The 15429-nt window shown below is 43.9% G+C and carries 13 protein-coding genes and 3 tRNA genes; 15 read left to right on the top strand and 1 reads right to left on the bottom strand.

The window, feature by feature from the left end; translation table 11 throughout:
- Positions 1–36: 36 nt before the first annotated feature.
- The 4 genes from era to acpS are packed head-to-tail and all read left to right on the top strand — an operon-like array spanning position 37 to position 2898.
- Positions 37–951: a GTPase Era gene (gene era, locus N746_RS0104880; protein ID WP_029934429.1), complete on the top strand. Its 915-nt coding sequence runs from the start codon at positions 37–39 to the stop codon at positions 949–951.
- 24 nt (positions 952–975) lie between these two features.
- On the top strand, positions 976–1704 hold the full coding sequence (recO, locus tag N746_RS0104885) for a DNA repair protein RecO (RefSeq protein ID WP_029934430.1): 729 nt from the start codon (positions 976–978) through the stop codon (positions 1702–1704).
- A 55-nt stretch (positions 1705–1759) separates the two neighbouring features.
- On the top strand, positions 1760–2509 hold the full coding sequence (pdxJ, locus tag N746_RS0104890; RefSeq protein ID WP_029934432.1) for a pyridoxine 5'-phosphate synthase: 750 nt from the start codon (positions 1760–1762) through the stop codon (positions 2507–2509).
- A gap of 2 nt (positions 2510–2511) precedes the next feature.
- Positions 2512–2898, top strand: a complete 387-nt coding sequence (gene acpS / locus N746_RS0104895; protein WP_029934433.1) for a holo-ACP synthase — start codon at positions 2512–2514, stop codon at positions 2896–2898.
- Between the two features lie 78 nt (positions 2899–2976).
- Here the strand turns inward: acpS and sppA are convergent, their stop codons facing one another.
- Positions 2977–3981 (bottom strand): signal peptide peptidase SppA, encoded by a 1005-nt coding sequence (gene sppA / locus N746_RS0104900; RefSeq protein ID WP_029934434.1) that lies wholly within the window; start codon positions 3979–3981, stop codon positions 2977–2979.
- A 103-nt stretch (positions 3982–4084) separates the two neighbouring features.
- Between sppA and uvrC the strand changes: the two genes are divergently transcribed.
- The 11 genes from uvrC to N746_RS0104955 all read left to right on the top strand — a co-directional run bounded on the left by uvrC (position 4085) and on the right by N746_RS0104955 (position 15392).
- Positions 4085–5905 (top strand): excinuclease ABC subunit UvrC, encoded by a 1821-nt coding sequence (uvrC, locus tag N746_RS0104905; RefSeq protein ID WP_029934435.1) that lies wholly within the window; start codon positions 4085–4087, stop codon positions 5903–5905.
- Between the two features lies 1 nt (position 5906).
- Positions 5907–6464 (top strand): DUF1415 domain-containing protein, encoded by a 558-nt coding sequence (locus N746_RS0104910; protein ID WP_029934439.1) that lies wholly within the window; start codon positions 5907–5909, stop codon positions 6462–6464.
- 1 nt (position 6465) lies between these two features.
- Positions 6466–7296, top strand: coding sequence for an MOSC domain-containing protein (locus N746_RS0104915; RefSeq protein WP_051678518.1), 831 nt, complete (start codon positions 6466–6468; stop codon positions 7294–7296).
- Between the two features lie 76 nt (positions 7297–7372).
- Positions 7373–7936 (top strand): CDP-diacylglycerol--glycerol-3-phosphate 3-phosphatidyltransferase, encoded by a 564-nt coding sequence (gene pgsA / locus N746_RS0104920; protein WP_029934444.1) that lies wholly within the window; start codon positions 7373–7375, stop codon positions 7934–7936.
- A 66-nt stretch (positions 7937–8002) separates the two neighbouring features.
- Positions 8003–8078: transfer RNA gene (locus tag N746_RS0104925), tRNA-Gly, on the top strand.
- Between the two features lie 4 nt (positions 8079–8082).
- A tRNA-Cys gene (locus tag N746_RS0104930) sits at positions 8083–8156 on the top strand.
- 26 nt (positions 8157–8182) lie between these two features.
- Positions 8183–8269, top strand: a tRNA-Leu gene (locus tag N746_RS0104935).
- Positions 8270–8532: 263 nt separating this feature from the next.
- On the top strand, positions 8533–10101 hold the full coding sequence (locus N746_RS0104940) for a type I restriction-modification system subunit M (RefSeq protein ID WP_029934446.1): 1569 nt from the start codon (positions 8533–8535) through the stop codon (positions 10099–10101).
- Complete coding sequence (locus tag N746_RS10410; protein ID WP_051678519.1) at positions 10101–11324, top strand: restriction endonuclease subunit S; 1224 nt, start codon at positions 10101–10103, stop codon at positions 11322–11324. The genes N746_RS0104940 and N746_RS10410 overlap by 1 nt, the downstream gene beginning before the upstream one ends.
- 1 nt (position 11325) lies before the next feature.
- Positions 11326–12360 carry a hypothetical protein gene (locus tag N746_RS0104950; protein ID WP_029934449.1) on the top strand — a complete coding sequence of 345 codons (1035 nt, stop codon included), beginning with the start codon at positions 11326–11328 and terminating at the stop codon, positions 12358–12360.
- A 164-nt stretch (positions 12361–12524) separates the two neighbouring features.
- Entirely contained in the window at positions 12525–15392 is a 2868-nt protein-coding gene (locus N746_RS0104955; RefSeq protein WP_051678520.1) for a type I restriction endonuclease subunit R, read from the top strand.
- Positions 15393–15429 lie beyond the last annotated feature (37 nt).

Here is a 15429-nt window from a genome sequence, read left to right on the forward strand (position 1 = left end):
ATGACAGAGCAAAACACAACAACGCCAGAAATCCCAATGGACACTGAACATTTTAAAGCCGGATTTGCCGCCGTAATTGGTCGTCCCAATGTGGGCAAGTCGACTTTAATGAATGAGCTACTAGGCCAGAAATTAAGCATTACCTCACATAAACCGCAAACCACCCGCCACCGCATTCACGGTATCTTTACCGCGCCACAGCATCAAATTGTGTATGTGGATACGCCGGGTATGCATTTGGGCGGTCAAAAGTCGATTAACCGTTATATGAATCGCACCGCAAAAAGTGCCTTTTCTGGGGTCGATGTCATTTTGTTTGTGGTAGAAGCCGGGCGCTGGAGCAAAGAAGATCAAGCCGTAGCTGATCAATTACGCGGCGTTGAAGCGCCGGTTGTATTATTGGTTAATAAGGTAGATAAGTTTAAGAATAAAACCGACTTGTTACCCTATTTGCAAAGCTTAAATGGTAAGGTCGATTTTCATACCGTCATTCCGGTATCCGCGTTTAAGAAAAGCGGCTTAGACTTAATTCAAAAAGAAGTCGTGAACGCCTTGCCGACCCAACCCCCCATCTTCCCCGAAGATTACATAACCGATCGTTCCACCAAGTTTTTAATTTCAGAAATTGTGCGCGAAAAATTGATGCGCAGTTTGGGTGATGAAGTGCCTTACGGTGCCACAGTAGAAATTGAGCGTTTTGAGCAGGACCCGGAAACAGGTCGATGGGAAATTAACGCACGTATTCTGGTGGAGCGTGAAGGTCAAAAACGCATTATTATTGGCGATAAGGGCGAGAAGATTAAACAGATGGGCACCGAAGCACGTAAGGACATGATTGCGTTGCTTGAAAATCGGGTTCACCTTGAGCTTTGGGTAAAAGTAAAAGAAAACTGGTCGGATGATGACCGCGCCTTAGCCAGTTTAGGTTATACCGATTCAATTTACGATTGAAACTGAAAACTCGGGTGCCCATCAATGATTTATCAGCAGCCGGCGTTCGTTTTACATAGCCGACCCTATCGGGAAACCAGTGTGATGTTAACGCTGTTCACACCTGAGTTTGGTAAGTTAAATGCCACCGTGCGTGGTGTTCGGTCTGGCGGCAAAGCCGCGGTACAAAAGCAGGCCTGGTTGCAACCCTTCCAGGCTTTGCAAATACAATGGCGGGGTGCTGAAAATCAAGTCAGTGAATGGATTCACCCACAAGGCTTTGAGCCGCATGGTTTAAGCATTGGTCTGAAAGGTGAAGCCAGTTTATGTGGTTTGTATCTAAATGAGTTGTTATATCGTTTGCTACAAACTTGTGCGCCGATGGAAGCGTTATTTTTACACTACCAAACTACCTTACAATCACTGCAGCAGGCCGTTAATAGAGACCACCAGGCCTGGTGCTTACGTCAGTTTGAGTTGGCGTTATTATCCGAACTGGGTTATGAATTGGATTTGCTACAAGATCAGCAAGCTCAGCCAATATTGGATTCAGTTTCGTATACTTACCGGCCCGAGCTAGGTTTAATCGCGTTGCACCCTAATTATGCAAACTCGTCTGAGTGGAATATTTCTGGCGAGTGTATTATTAAGCTCGCTCAGAAAGCCTTTTGTAAAGACTGTTTGCCCGCCTGGAAGCAATTAATGCGTCGCGTATTACATCCGCATTTAGGCCCCAAACCCTTGGCCACGCGCCAATTGTTTAAGTCGTTTTAAACCCATAATATTTTAGCTCTGTACTTAATTTAACCGTTATTTAAGGTAAAGCCATATGAACCCGATTTTTCTAGGATTAAACATTGACCACGTCGCCACCCTTCGCCAAGCACGCGGTACGCGTTATCCAGATCCGATTAAGGCGGCGCTGGATGCCGAAATGGCGGGGGCCGACAGCATTACACTGCACTTGCGTGAAGACCGTCGTCATATTCAGGATGAAGATGTCTATCGCTTAATGGCGTGCTATCAAACCAAAGTAAACCTAGAAATGGCCGTCACGGAAGAGATGCTGACGATTGCCTGCAAAACCCAACCGGAAGATGTGTGCCTAGTGCCTGAAAAGCGCGAAGAACTCACCACTGAGGGCGGCTTGGATGTCGCCGGTCAACAAGAGTGGATGACCCAAGCTTGCGCGCGTTTAAAAGACGCGGGTTGTCGCGTGTCTTTATTTATTGACCCAGATGAAACTCAAATTCGTGCCGCCAAAGCGGTGGGTGCGCCGGTGATTGAATTGCATACCGGCACTTACGCTGAGCTGACTAAGCCAGCGGAAGTGGAAGCCGAGTTGCAACGAATCCGTAAAGCGGCGGAATTGGCGCACAGTTTAGGTTTGGTGGTGAATGCCGGTCATGGCTTGCATTACCATAATGTTCAAGCCATTGCAGCGATTAAGGTGATCGAAGAATTAAACATCGGTCATGCCATTATTGCGCAGGCAATCTACTCAGGCTTACCGGCGGCCGTCACTGAAATGAAACGTTTGATGGTTGAAGCTCGTCAACAAGCCTATTTGCAAGATTAACTATGGTCATTGGAATTGGTACGGACATTGTTGATGTAGAACGCATTGCTGGACTTTGGCACCGTCAAGGTTCACGTTTTGCAGAACGTTTGTTAAGCGGATCAGAGCTGCTTGAACTCGCGGATAAAGCCTATCCAGAACGTTTTTTAGCTAAACGCTGGGCCGCAAAAGAAGCCATTAGTAAAGCCTTAGGAACCGGTATTTCGCAAGGCGTGAGTTTTCATGACATCAGTATTGGACATACGGAATGGGGTCAACCATTGGTTGAATTGACAGGGGTCGCGTTGCAAACGGCGCAAAACTTGGGAATTCAATCTTGGCGTTTGTCGATTAGTGATGAGAAAAATCATGCGGTCGCTTTCGCAATTGCGCAGACGGATTCGATTTAAAGCAAAACCGGAAGCGCACCGAAGCGTCATCCGGTTTTAAAAGAAACTTCTTCAAGCTCTTTATTACTTATGTATGCTTTATTGCCACTGATGGCTGAGTGTTTGGCTCAGTTTAAGTGCGGTTTCCGACACTAAATCCCCCATCAAATGTTCCATAAAGGTTTTTTCTTGCTCATAGGTACGTAAACGCGAAACACCGACTAGGTCGCGAGCCACAAAGCCAATGTCACCTAAACCATCAATCAGACCCAATTCGACGGCTTCATCGCCTAACCAAACCAAACCGGTAAATAGGTCTTCATTCTCTTTCAAGCGTTCACCACGTCCGCTTTTCACCACATCAATAAACTGCTGATGCGTCCGTTCAAGAATGCGCGTTTGAAAAAACGCTTTGGCTTCTTCATCTTCTTTACCAAACGGGTTGATAAAGCTTTTGTGCTCGCCTGCCGTCATAGAACGATTTTCTACGCCGATTTTCTGCATGAGTTCAGTAAAACCAAATGTATCAAAACGCACACCAATAGAACCAATGATTGAACCTTTGTTGGCATAAATTTCATCCGCCGCGGCCGCGATGTAATAACAGCCAGACGCACATAAATCGCCCGCCACAACATAAACTGGCTTATTGTGCAGTTGTTTCAGGCGCGTGATTTCGTCATTAATCAACGCCGACTGCACCGGACTACCGCCAGGCGAATTCATAGACAACACAACCGCGCGCGAGTTTTTCGCTTCAAACGCGTCACGCAAAACAGGGTTCAGGGATTCAGCACTCGTGGGGGCACCGGCCATAATGGTGCCGTTGATTTTGACGACCGCAATATGTTCAGAACTGGTTGGTTGAACCTCGTTATCACCAAAAAAACCAGCAAACATCACGATAGAAAATAAAATATAAACCACGATTAAGATTTTTAGCGCGTTAGTCCAGCGGCGTGACCAACGTTCTTGCTTGACATAAGACTCAGCCGCATTTGCGATTTTATCTAATGCGCTTTGCGCAGAAGAGTCGGTTGGGTTTGAAGGCGTAGAATCTTGTGAAGCGGGTGGATTGGTTGTCCAAGGGTTATTTTGATCCATGCATTTGTCCTAATTTAGCAATTGCAGTTTGATCTTGTGGCCTATAAAAGCCGCAAGATAGCCTATAATGGTGTTCACTAATTTTAACCGCTTTGGATTATGGATGTCGCAGGATTTTGAGTTTGATTTAAAGGCGTTTCTGGCTAATTTAACCGAACGCCCCGGTGTGTATCAAATGTTGAATGCACAAGGGGTGGTAATTTATGTGGGTAAAGCCAAAAACCTAAAACGCCGGGTGTCGAGTTACTTTGTTAAAAACCAGCAAGCCATCAAAACCCAGGCGATGGTGGAGCAGGTGGCGCGCATTGAAGTGACGGTGACCGATACCGAATCAGAAGCCTTAATCCTCGAAAACACCTTAATTAAACGCCTGACACCTCGTTATAACGTGTTGTTTCGTGATGATAAGTCGTATCCGTATGTGTTTGTTTCTACAGGAAAAGGTTATCCGGCGTTAAGTTTTCATCGTGGCGCCAAACGCAAAGTAGGGCGTTATTTTGGCCCATTCCCCAATGCCGGTGCGGTGCACCAAACTCTGCAAGCTTTGCAAAAAATATTTCCGGTTCGCCAGTGTGCCGACAGCGTGTTTAATCATCGTTCGCGCCCTTGTTTGCAATATCAAATCAAACGCTGTTCTGGGCCTTGTGTCGGCAAAATAAGTTCGACCGATTACGCCGAAGATGTACGTCATACCTTGATGTTTCTAGAAGGCAAAAGTTTTGATGTGATCGAAGAACTGGGTTCGCAAATGGATTCGGCTTCCGAACAATTGGATTTTGAACGCGCCGCCCAATTGCGTGATCAGATTTCAGCCTTGCGCGCGATTCAAAGTCAGCACCTTATCAATCAACCCGGTTCGCAAGACTTGGATGTGCTCGCGGTGGCCGAAGTGGCCGATCAACTTTGTGTCACTTTGATGATGTATCGAGGCGGGCATTTATGGGGCAGCGAAAACTATTTCCCAAAAGGACAGGTTTCCACCGCCGCCGTGTTGGCGGCTTTTATAACTCAGCACTATGAAACCCATCCGGTTCCTAAAACCTTGTTGACCAGTGAAAAACCCGACGACCAGGCCTGGTTGGTAGAATGGTTGACAGACAAAAAACAGCAAAATGTGCAAATCAAGCAAGCCAGCCAAGCTACCAGTAAAGGCTTAATTCAGCTTGCGCTCACCAATGCCAACAGCGCACTTAAACAGCACCTGACCCAAAAAGCCACCCAGCAAGATCGTTTAAACGCCTTGCAAGAGGCGCTGATGCTCGCCAAGCCGCCGACGCGGATGGAGTGTTTTGATATCAGCCATACCATGGGGCAACAAACCGTTGCCAGCTGCGTGGTGTTTATTGACGGCGTGCCAGTGACGCAACAATACCGAAAGTTTAATATCGAAGGCATTACCGGCGGTGACGATTACGCCGCCATGCACCAAGCTTTAACCCGACGTTATCAGCGTTTAAAAGCCGAATCCGCCGTATTGCCCGATTTGATTATTGTGGATGGCGGCAAAGGCCAATTAAGTCAGGCGATTGACGTGTTAAAAACCTTAGAGTTGGAATCCGTGCCACTGGTGTCGGTGGCCAAAGGCGAAGGGCGCAAAGCGGGTTTAGAAGTGCTTTATACCCCCCAACAAAATGAAGGCATTGATTTAGAGGCCGATGACATCGCCTTGCATTTAATAAATTACATTCGTGATGAAGCCCACCGCTTTGCCATTACCGGCCACCGCGCGCGTCGGCAAAAAGCACAAACCAAATCCAGCTTAGAATCCATTGAAGGGGTCGGGCCCAAAACAAGAAAGGCGCTATTAACCCATTTTGGCGGGTTGGATCAGGTTAAAAATGCCGCGGTATCCGAGCTTTCAAAAGTGCCCAGTGTGAGCGCCAAAATCGCCCAACGAATTTACGACCATTTCCACGGAGCCTAATATGAGCGATTCAACAACCGATCTGCAAATTATCCAGGCCACGCGCTGTTGGGTAGATAAAGTCGTGGTGGGTTTAAATTTTTGCCCGTTTGCCAAACGTGAAGTCGATGCCGAGCGCGTATATTACAGCGTGCAAGAAGATTCATCTTTAGAAGCTGTTTTGACTCAGCTCATGCTCGAATGTCAGCGGTTGGATCAAAACCCCGATATAGAAACCAGTCTGCTCATTCTGCCAGTCGGGTTTGAAGGGTTTTTAGACTATCTTGATTTGATCGCTCTAGCGGAAGACTTAATGGTGCAAGAAGGCTATGAAGGCGTCTATCAATTAGCCAGCTTTCATCCAGATTACTGTTTTGCAGGCGAGGCCGAAAATGATCCAGCCAACTACACAAACCGTTCGCCTTATCCAATGCTCCACTTAATTCGAGAAGCCAGCTTAGAAAAAGCCTTAGCGCATCATCCCGACCCAGACAGCATTCCGCAAACCAATATCGACCTAGCGCGAGAAAAAGGCCTCGAACAAATGCAGGCTTTGCGCCAGGCCTGCTTGGGAGGCTAAGTTGGTTTTAAGCGAAATTTGGCGTTACCCGCTTAAATCCGCCAAAGGCTTAAGCCTAGCCAAAGCCCAGTTAGATGCATTTGGTTTGCAAAATGATCGGCGTTGGATGCTGGTTGACCCGGCAGGCAAAATGGTGACACAAAGAAGCTGTCCTAAAATGTGTTTAATCCGTGTAATCGAGCCAGCACAAGCACCAGGCCTGGTGCTTCAGTTGCCAAATCAACAGGCTTTCGATGTCGCGATTCCAAATGGGCAACAGGTCATCAAAGTGCAGGTTTGGAACGACCACTGCCAGGCCTGGTTGGCGGATTCGGAAGCGTCTGACAAACTAAGTGCTTTTTTAGAAAAGCCGGTGCGTTTAGTCTGGTTTCCAGATCATCATTTTCGCCAAGTCGATTTGAACTATGCCAATCGCGGCGAAGGACTGGCCTTTGCGGATGGCTTTCCATTGCTACTCATCACCCAAGTTTCGCTAGATGATTTAAACCAACGTTTGGCCGAGCCGGTTAGCATGTCGCGTTTTCGGCCCAACTTGGTGATTGCGGGAGCAGACGCTTACGCAGAAGATCAAGCGCAGGGTATTAAAATAGGCGACCAGCGCTTTAGAATCGTGAAACCCTGTGCACGTTGCTCGATCCCAAATATCGACCCATTAACCGCCAAAAGATCCAACCAACCCGCCCAGACATTATTGAGCTACCGAAAAATACAGTCCGAGATTCTATTTGGTCAAAACCTATTGTTCGATTCCGTTTCTAAACAAATAGATAATCAGAAAAATCCAATTAAAAATCCAATCTTACGCGTCGGCATGGCGGTAGAGTGGTTCTAATTTTACAAATTGAATAGCCAGCAGGCCGCCCCTGGTGCTAAAATTCTGTTAATAAATTTATCTGACTAGGAAAGCTATGACACTCCAACAACTTCCCATGACAATTACCTGGCTTCGAGTTCTGCTGATTCCGGTATTTTTAGTGGTGTATTACTTACCATTCGAATTAGCCCATTTTAGTGCCATGGTTATTTTTGTAATTGCTGCGGTCACCGATTGGCTAGACGGCTATTTAGCGCGTCGTTTTCAAGCCACTAGCCGTTTTGGTGCGTTTCTAGACCCGGTGGCCGATAAGTTGATTGTCGCCGTGGCATTGGTCGTGGTAGCGGTCGATTACCAACACTGGATCGTTACCTTAGCCACTATCATTATCATTATGCGCGAAATGGCTGTGTCGGCCTTGCGTGAATGGATGGCCGAAAGCAAGCTCAGTGATGTCGTGGCGGTCTCCAAAATGGGTAAATACAAAACCACCTTTCAATTAATTGCGTTATCGTTTTTAATTTACGGAGGTGATTTATTTGGCGTGCCTTGGGTTACGCTCGGTCTTATCTTATTGATTGTGGCGACATTTTTAACCGTGTTGTCATTGTGGCAGTACGCTAAAGCGGCTTGGCCAGCGATAAAGGCCGGCATTTAATCGCCTAAAGCGTCAAAATAATACTTGACGTTTTAGCCTCAGCCCCTATAATACCGCCACTGTAAAGCGGGAATAGCTCAGTTGGTAGAGCACAACCTTGCCAAGGTTGGGGTCGCGAGTTCGAGTCTCGTTTCCCGCTCCAGTATGGCAGAGTGGTAGAATGGCTATACAGCGGATTGCAAATCCGTGGATCTCGGTTCGATTCCGGGCTCTGCCTCCATTCGTTATACAGATGTACAAGTCACCGCCCAGGTGGCGAAATTGGTAGACGCAAGGGACTTAAAATCCCTCGGAGGAAACTCCGTGCCGGTTCGACTCCGGCCCTGGGCACCATTATTGATTTTCCGAATACCCCTCTCTATTTTTTCAAATTTTGATTCTGTCCGTTTCAAGTTATCTGACTTTAAAACTGTCTATACAGCTTTTAAATGTTTTTAAATGCTTGTAAAAAATCCCAATAGTAAAATCCTTGTCTATGCACTATCTAACCGCATCTTGCCACGCATAACATTAGCTAAGTTCTGTTTATCTGGGTGGGTGGAAGTGTTAAGATTGCGAACATAAATTTTACTAATTGAGTTCAGGTTAACGTCAAAATGTCAGAAGAAGAAAAAAAGCTCCTCGAACAACAACTCTGGAATATCGCCAACGCTTTGCGTGGCAAGATGGACGCCGATGAATTTCGGGATTACATTTTGGGCTTTATCTTCTATAAATACCTATCCGAAAAGCTCTGTCTTTACGCCAACAGTTTAGAAGATGGCTTTGACTATGCCTCAGTCGATGAAAATACCGAAGAAGGCAAAGAGATGATTGAGGCCGTCGCTCAAGAAACCATTGAAAAGCTGGGTTATGCTCTAAAACCTTCCGAACTCTTTTCCGCGGTGGCTAAAAAAGGTTCGGCGATTGAAGGTGAATCCACCGACAACTTTATTCTGGGTGAGCTTCAAACCATTCTTAACAACATTGAACAATCCACCATGGGCACTGAGTCCGAGGACGACTTCAATAAACTGTTTGAAGACCTCGATCTTAACTCCAGCAAGCTGGGTAAAACTGAAAAACAAAAAAACGAACTGGTGTCTAAAATCCTCTCGCACTTGGATAAAGTCGATTTTCAGCTAGAAAACGCCAATGCCGATGTGTTGGGCGATTCTTATGAATACTTGATTGGGCAGTTTGCCTCCGGTGCCGGAAAAAAAGCCGGAGAGTTTTATACCCCGCAAACGGTCTCGACCATTCTTGCCAAGCTCGTCACCGACGATAAAAACTACTTAAAGTCGGTTTATGATCCAACCTGTGGGTCAGGGTCTTTATTGTTACGTGTTGCCAAAGAAGTCAAAGAAGTCGGTCATTTCTATGGTCAGGAGCTAAACCGTACCACCTATAACCTGGCGCGCATGAATATGATTTTGCATGATGTGAACTACAAACAGTTCGACATCAGTCAAGACGATACGCTGGAACATCCGCACCACTTGGGCCAACAGTTCGAAGCCATTGTCGCCAATCCACCATTTTCCGCACACTGGTCAGCCAATCCACTGTTTTTAAGTGACGACCGTTTCTCGCAATACGGCAAACTCGCACCCAAAACCAAAGCCGATTTTGCCTTTGTGCAACACATGATTCACCACTTGGCCGACAATGGCACGATGGCGGTGGTGTTACCGCATGGCGTGTTATTCCGTGGCGCGGCCGAAGGTCATATTCGCCAATACCTGATTGAAGACCGCAATTATCTGGATGCGGTGATTGGCTTACCCGCCAATATCTTCTATGGTACGAGTATTCCAACTTGTATTTTAGTGTTCAAAAAATGCCGAACCAATCCCGATGACATTCTGTTTATTGATGCCTCTAATGATTTCGAGAAAAACAAAAACCAAAATGCCCTAACGCCTGAGCATATTCAAAAGATTGTCAGCACCTATCACAACCGTGGAACGCACGACAAATACAGCTACGTAGCAGGTCTGTCAGAAATCAAGGAAAACGACTACAACCTCAATATTCCAAGATATGTGGATACGTTTGAAGAAGAGGAATCGATTGATTTAACCGCTGTGACGCAACAAATTAAAAAGCTGGATGAAGACATGAAACAGACCGATGCGGTGATTGCGGATTACTGTAAACAGTTGGGTATTGAGGCACCGTTCTGATGAGTGAAGTAAAGAATGTGCCAGAGTTGAGGTTTTCTGAGTTTTTGGATGCTTGGAGTCTTTTAAAAGTTTCTGATGTTGCAAGAGTTTATGATGGAACCCACCAAACTCCTAAGTATGTTGAACAGGGGGTACCTTTTTACAGTGTTGAGCATGTTACGGCTAACCAGTTTTCAGAAACTAAATACATTTCTGAAGAGGTTTATGAGAAAGAAAATCAGAGAGTAAGGCTTGAAAAAAGCGATATCTTGATGACCCGTATAGGAAGTATCGGGAAAGCCAAGTATATAGATTGGGATGTTCGAGCGTCCTTTTACGTTAGTCTTGCCTTATTTAAGGTGTTTGACTCCTTTGACAGTAAGTTTTTATCACAATTGATAAGTTCGCCAGATTTTCAAAGAGAGCTATGGAAAAGAACAATTCACGTTGCTTTTCCTCAAAAGATCAATCTTGGTGAAATTTCGCATTGTAAGATTGTAATGCCAGGTTTAAAAGAACAACAAAAAATCGCTGATTTTTTAAGTTCGGTGGACAAAAAAATCGAACAACTCACCGAAAAATACCGCCTGCTTACCCAATACAAAAAAGGCGTCATGCAACAAATCTTCACCCAACAGATCCGCTTTAAAGATGACAATGGCAATGATTATCCTGAGTGGGAGGAGAAAGCACTTGGACAGCTAGGTGAGTTTGTACGAGGTTTATCGTATGACTCCAGTAATGTTAAAAGTTCAGGTTTGTTAGTGCTTCGTTCGTCAAATATTCAGAAAGGTAAATTAAATTTTTACGAAGATACTCAATTTGTAGATAAAAACTGTCCAGAAAACATAGCTCTTTTAAAAGGTGATATTGCAGTATGCATGGCAAACGGGAGTAAAGCTTTAGTAGGTAAGGCGGGATTGTATGATGGATCCTATACTGGAGAGCTTACAGTAGGTGCTTTCTGTAGTATTTATAGAAGTAAGAGCGTGTTGGCTAGGTTGTTATTTGACCACCAGAATTATAAGAGAGCTCTACATGTTCTATTAGCAGGCACAAATATAAACAATTTAAAGAATTCTGATTTGTCAAAAATAAGATTTAAGATTCCTTCAAGAGATGAAGAACAACAAAAAGTAGCCAAGTTTTTAACCGAAATCGACCATAAAATCGACCAGGCTTGGTCAACCCTAGAACAAACCAAAGCCTTCAAGAAAGGCTTGTTACAGAAGATGTTTGTTTGATATGAGTGCGGAAGTTGAATTACAGGCTTTTGATTCATGGGATGACGTTTTACATCTAACTAGTCAGTCTGCCCCTGAACATATTCTTAGAAAAGATGTGGGTGGTACAAGCTATGCGAAGCTTGGCTTACCAAACTTCGATACTTCACACTTAAAACAGATTATTTCAGGTAATAGTATTAATGCTCCGTCAGCGGGTTTTTCGGTTAGTTTTTCGGATTGTTCTTTTTCAGAGGTAAGGCTTGATCTATTAAAGGCTGATATTATTTTTAAGGGTTGTCATTTTAGTTCTGATGTAACTATAGAAACTTCTGCGAGCCGGAAAATAACGTTTAAAAACTGTATTTTTTTGGGGAAGGTCTTATTGTTTAGCAAACCCAATAGCGACGGAGTATTGTCATTAGAGGACTGTCAATTCAAAAGTTCAGCCGAATTTGTTGGGTTTCGGTTTCAACCTCAAATGCGGCCTGGTGGAAATTTGACGGAGATGAAGTCCTTTTTTATAAATATAGACTTTGATAATTCATTAACCTTGTCGGGATGTAGTTTTTCCAAAGACTTTAGACTTCAAAATATTGCATGGCCAAACTTTGATAGTTTGATGGCTCCGCGTGATACGTTTAGACAGCTAAAAATATGCATGGACGAGTCTAAAAACTTAATTGATGAAGCCTTTTTCCATAGCTTAGAAATGGAGGCTTACCGTAAAGAACTCAAAAAAATAGGATGGCGGCGAAATAATTGGCAGGATCAGTTTGTTTTCCTGTTTAGTCGTTATACATCAAATTTTGCACAAAGTTGGTTTTTACCGCTTGTTTGGATGAGTCTGATTTCTATCTTATCCTACTCTTATATTTGTGGATTAACCGCGCTCTGGGATTGCGGTCTTAATAGTTTTTTTCACTTTATGAATCCGTTCAACAGATCCAGTGAGCATTATATGAGTGCATATACAGTGTGGTTTTTGCATAAAGTAATAATGATTTATCTTGGTTATCATTTTATTGTGGCGTTAAGACGCAAGACCAAATTTTGACTTAAGGTTTTGAATCGGGAGGTGGCAATTTAAAAAGGACGCTTCCCTGTATATATAAACTTTAAACACTTAGTTGGTGTCTATTTATAAGTACCAGGCCTGGTAGTATTTAGGTATCAATAGGATTTTGAGTTTCATTTTTATAAGTTAATTTGAAGAGTTTTATGACAAATAAAGTTTCCGATCAACAAGGTTTCTACACTTCTGGCCAGCTTCAATCGGAAGCGCAGTTAGAAAATAATCTAATTGCACAGTTAGCCAGCCAAGGCTACGAACGCGTTGTGATTGAAAACGAAACTGGCCTATTGGCCAACCTGAAGCGCCAGTTAGAAAAACATAATAAAACGGTTTTTTCCGAAAACGAATTCAGCAAAGTCCTGAACCACTTAAATAAGGGTAACGTGTTTGAGCGCGCTGTCACTTTGCGTGATAAGTTCAATTTAAAACGTGATGATGATTCGACTTTGTATGTCGATTTTATTGATCAAATCGAGTGGTGCCAAAACCAGTATCAGGTGACTAATCAAATCACGATGGAAGGCGAGTATAAAAACCGCTATGACGTGACGATTTTGATTAACGGTTTGCCGTTGGTGCAGATTGAGTTAAAGCGTCGTGGTTTAGAGCTTAAAGAGGCGTTTAACCAGACTAAACGTTATGACAAACACTCTTATGGTTCGGGTGCGGGTTTGTTTCAATATATTCAGTTGTTTGTGATTAGTAATGGCGTGAATACCAAGTATTACGCTAATAATAAAAAGCAGTCTTTTAAGCAAACGTTCTTTTGGTCTGATAAAGAAAATAACCAGATCACTCAGCTCGAAAAATTTGCCAAAACCTTTCTGGAAAAGTGTCATCTCTCGAAGATGTTTACCAAGTACATTGTGTTAAACCACACCTTTAAAATCTTGATGGCGTTGCGCCCATATCAATATTACGCGGTTGAGGCGATTATTGATAAGGTGAAAAACTCGGTGCATAACGGCTATATTTGGCACACAACGGGTTCGGGTAAAACGCTCACTTCCTTCAAGGCCGCGCAAATCCTCACCAATTTACCCAAAGTGGATAAGGTCGTGTTCTGTGTGGATCGTAAAGACCTGGATTATCAAACGGCTAAAGAATTCAATGCGTTCAGCGAAGGCAGTGTGGACAGTACCGACAATACCCAAAAGCTGGTTACCCAGCTGGGCGATGATACTAAGCTTATTGTCACCACCATTCAAAAGCTGAATACGGCGATTATGAAAGAGCGCTACAAAACCGCCATGGAACCGCTCAAAGATAAGCGCATTATCTTTATCTTTGATGAGTGTCACCGCAGCCAGTTTGGGGATACTCATAAACGCATTACCGAATACTTTAATCACTATCAAATGTTTGGATTTACGGGTACGCCCATTTTTGTTGAAAATGTGGCTAAGAATCAGCATGGTAAACGCACGACCAAAGACTTGTTTGGTGAGTGCTTACACAAATATGTGATTACGGACGCAATACGCGATGAAAACGTGCTGAAGTTTGCGGTGGAGTACATTAATACCTTTAAACAGCATGACACGATTCGAGATATTGAAGTCGAAGCCATCGACACCAAAGAGGTGATGGATTCGCCGCGGCGCATTGAAGCGGTTGTGGATTACATTATTGCGAACCATGAACGTAAAACCCACGCCAAAGAGTTTACTGGGATGCTTTGTGTGAGTTCGGTGGAGGTGTTAACGACTTATTACGACATCTTCCAGCAGAAAAAACGGGCCGGTGAGCATAATTTAAAAGTGGGGACGATTTTCAGCTATGCGGCGAATGAAGAAGATAAAGGCTCAGATGACTTTATCACCGAAGAAACCACCGACATGACCGGCAAAAAGATTAATCAGCACAGTCGCGATAAGTTGGAATCTTATATTGGTGATTACAATGCGATGTTTGGCACCAAGTACACTACCAAAGATAGTAAATCGTTTTACAACTACTATAACGAACTAGCCAAAAGAGTGCGCGAAAAAGAGGTTGATATTCTTCTGGTGGTTAATATGTTTTTAACCGGGTTTGATTCCCCGCCATTGAACACACTGTATGTGGATAAAAACCTCAAACATCATGGCTTGATTCAAGCGTTTTCACGCACCAATCGAACCATGGGTGAAAAGAAGTCACAGGGTAATATTGTTTGTTTCCGCAACCTCAAACAAGCCACGGATGATGCGATTAGTTTGTTCTCAGATAAGAACGCTAAAGACACTATTATCATGGAGCCTTATGAAGATTACGTTAAGAGCTTTAATGAGGCGCTGGCGAATCTAAAAGCGATTGCGCCAGAGGTGGATGACGTAAATAAATTGCTGGATGAAAAGGCTGAGTTTGAGTTTATTCGTACCTATCGTGAATTGATGCGAGTGTTTAATATTCTTAACACTTTCACGGATTTTAAGTTTGAAGATGTAGAGATAGACGAACAAGAATATGCCGATTATGGCAGCAAATACTTAGACCTTTATGAAAAGGTCAAAAGTAATCGCATGACCGAAAAGGTCTCGATTCTTAACGACATTGATTTTGAGCTGGAGCTTATTCACCGAGATGATATCAATGTCACTTATATCCTTAAGCTGCTAGGCCAGCTGAAAGATATCGAACCGAAAGAGCACGAAGCTAAGAAGAAAAATATCCTTGATATGCTCTCAGGCGATGTTGAAATGCGCTCTAAGAAAAAACTGATTGAAAAGTTTATTGAAGAAAATATGCCCAAGATTGCCTCCGGTGGGGATGTTGAAGCTGAGTTTAAACGCTTTTGGGAGGCGCAAGATCAAGCTTATCTGCATCAATTGAGCGAAGAAGAAGGGCTTGATCATGACAAGTTGAAAAAGTTAATCTCAAGTTACCTGTTCACCGAAAAGCTGCCTTATCGTGATGATGTGGTTGAAACAATGTTAACGAAGCCTTCCATCTTAAAACGTAAAGCGGTCTCACAACGCATTTTGGACAAGGTGTTGGGTTACATCAAGACATTTGTAGATGGCGCACCCTAGTGATGATCTCTTGTTAAGCCGTAGAACCCTTGCGAAA

Source organism: Thiomicrospira pelophila DSM 1534 (genome assembly GCF_000711195.1).
Classification (GTDB): Bacteria; Pseudomonadota; Gammaproteobacteria; order Thiomicrospirales; family Thiomicrospiraceae; genus Thiomicrospira; species Thiomicrospira pelophila.

Excerpts from the sequence above, each read along its gene's own strand:
- pdxJ (WP_029934432.1), top strand. The coding sequence starts at position 1,760 with ATGAACCCGATTTTTCTAGGATTAAACATTGACCACGTCGCCACCCTT.
- N746_RS0104910 (WP_029934439.1), top strand. The coding sequence starts at position 5,907 with ATGAGCGATTCAACAACCGATCTGCAAATTATCCAGGCCACGCGCTGT.
- N746_RS10410 (WP_051678519.1), top strand. The coding sequence starts at position 10,101 with ATGAGTGAAGTAAAGAATGTGCCAGAGTTGAGGTTTTCTGAGTTTTTG.
- acpS (WP_029934433.1), top strand. The coding sequence starts at position 2,512 with ATGGTCATTGGAATTGGTACGGACATTGTTGATGTAGAACGCATTGCT.
- era (WP_029934429.1), top strand. The coding sequence starts at position 37 with ATGGACACTGAACATTTTAAAGCCGGATTTGCCGCCGTAATTGGTCGT.
- N746_RS0104940 (WP_029934446.1), top strand. The coding sequence starts at position 8,533 with ATGTCAGAAGAAGAAAAAAAGCTCCTCGAACAACAACTCTGGAATATC.
- N746_RS0104955 (WP_051678520.1), top strand. The coding sequence starts at position 12,525 with ATGACAAATAAAGTTTCCGATCAACAAGGTTTCTACACTTCTGGCCAG.
- recO (WP_029934430.1), top strand. The coding sequence starts at position 976 with ATGATTTATCAGCAGCCGGCGTTCGTTTTACATAGCCGACCCTATCGG.
- uvrC (WP_029934435.1), top strand. The coding sequence starts at position 4,085 with ATGTCGCAGGATTTTGAGTTTGATTTAAAGGCGTTTCTGGCTAATTTA.
- sppA (WP_029934434.1), bottom strand. The coding sequence starts at position 3,981 with ATGGATCAAAATAACCCTTGGACAACCAATCCACCCGCTTCACAAGAT.
- pgsA (WP_029934444.1), top strand. The coding sequence starts at position 7,373 with ATGACACTCCAACAACTTCCCATGACAATTACCTGGCTTCGAGTTCTG.
- N746_RS0104950 (WP_029934449.1), top strand. The coding sequence starts at position 11,326 with ATGAGTGCGGAAGTTGAATTACAGGCTTTTGATTCATGGGATGACGTT.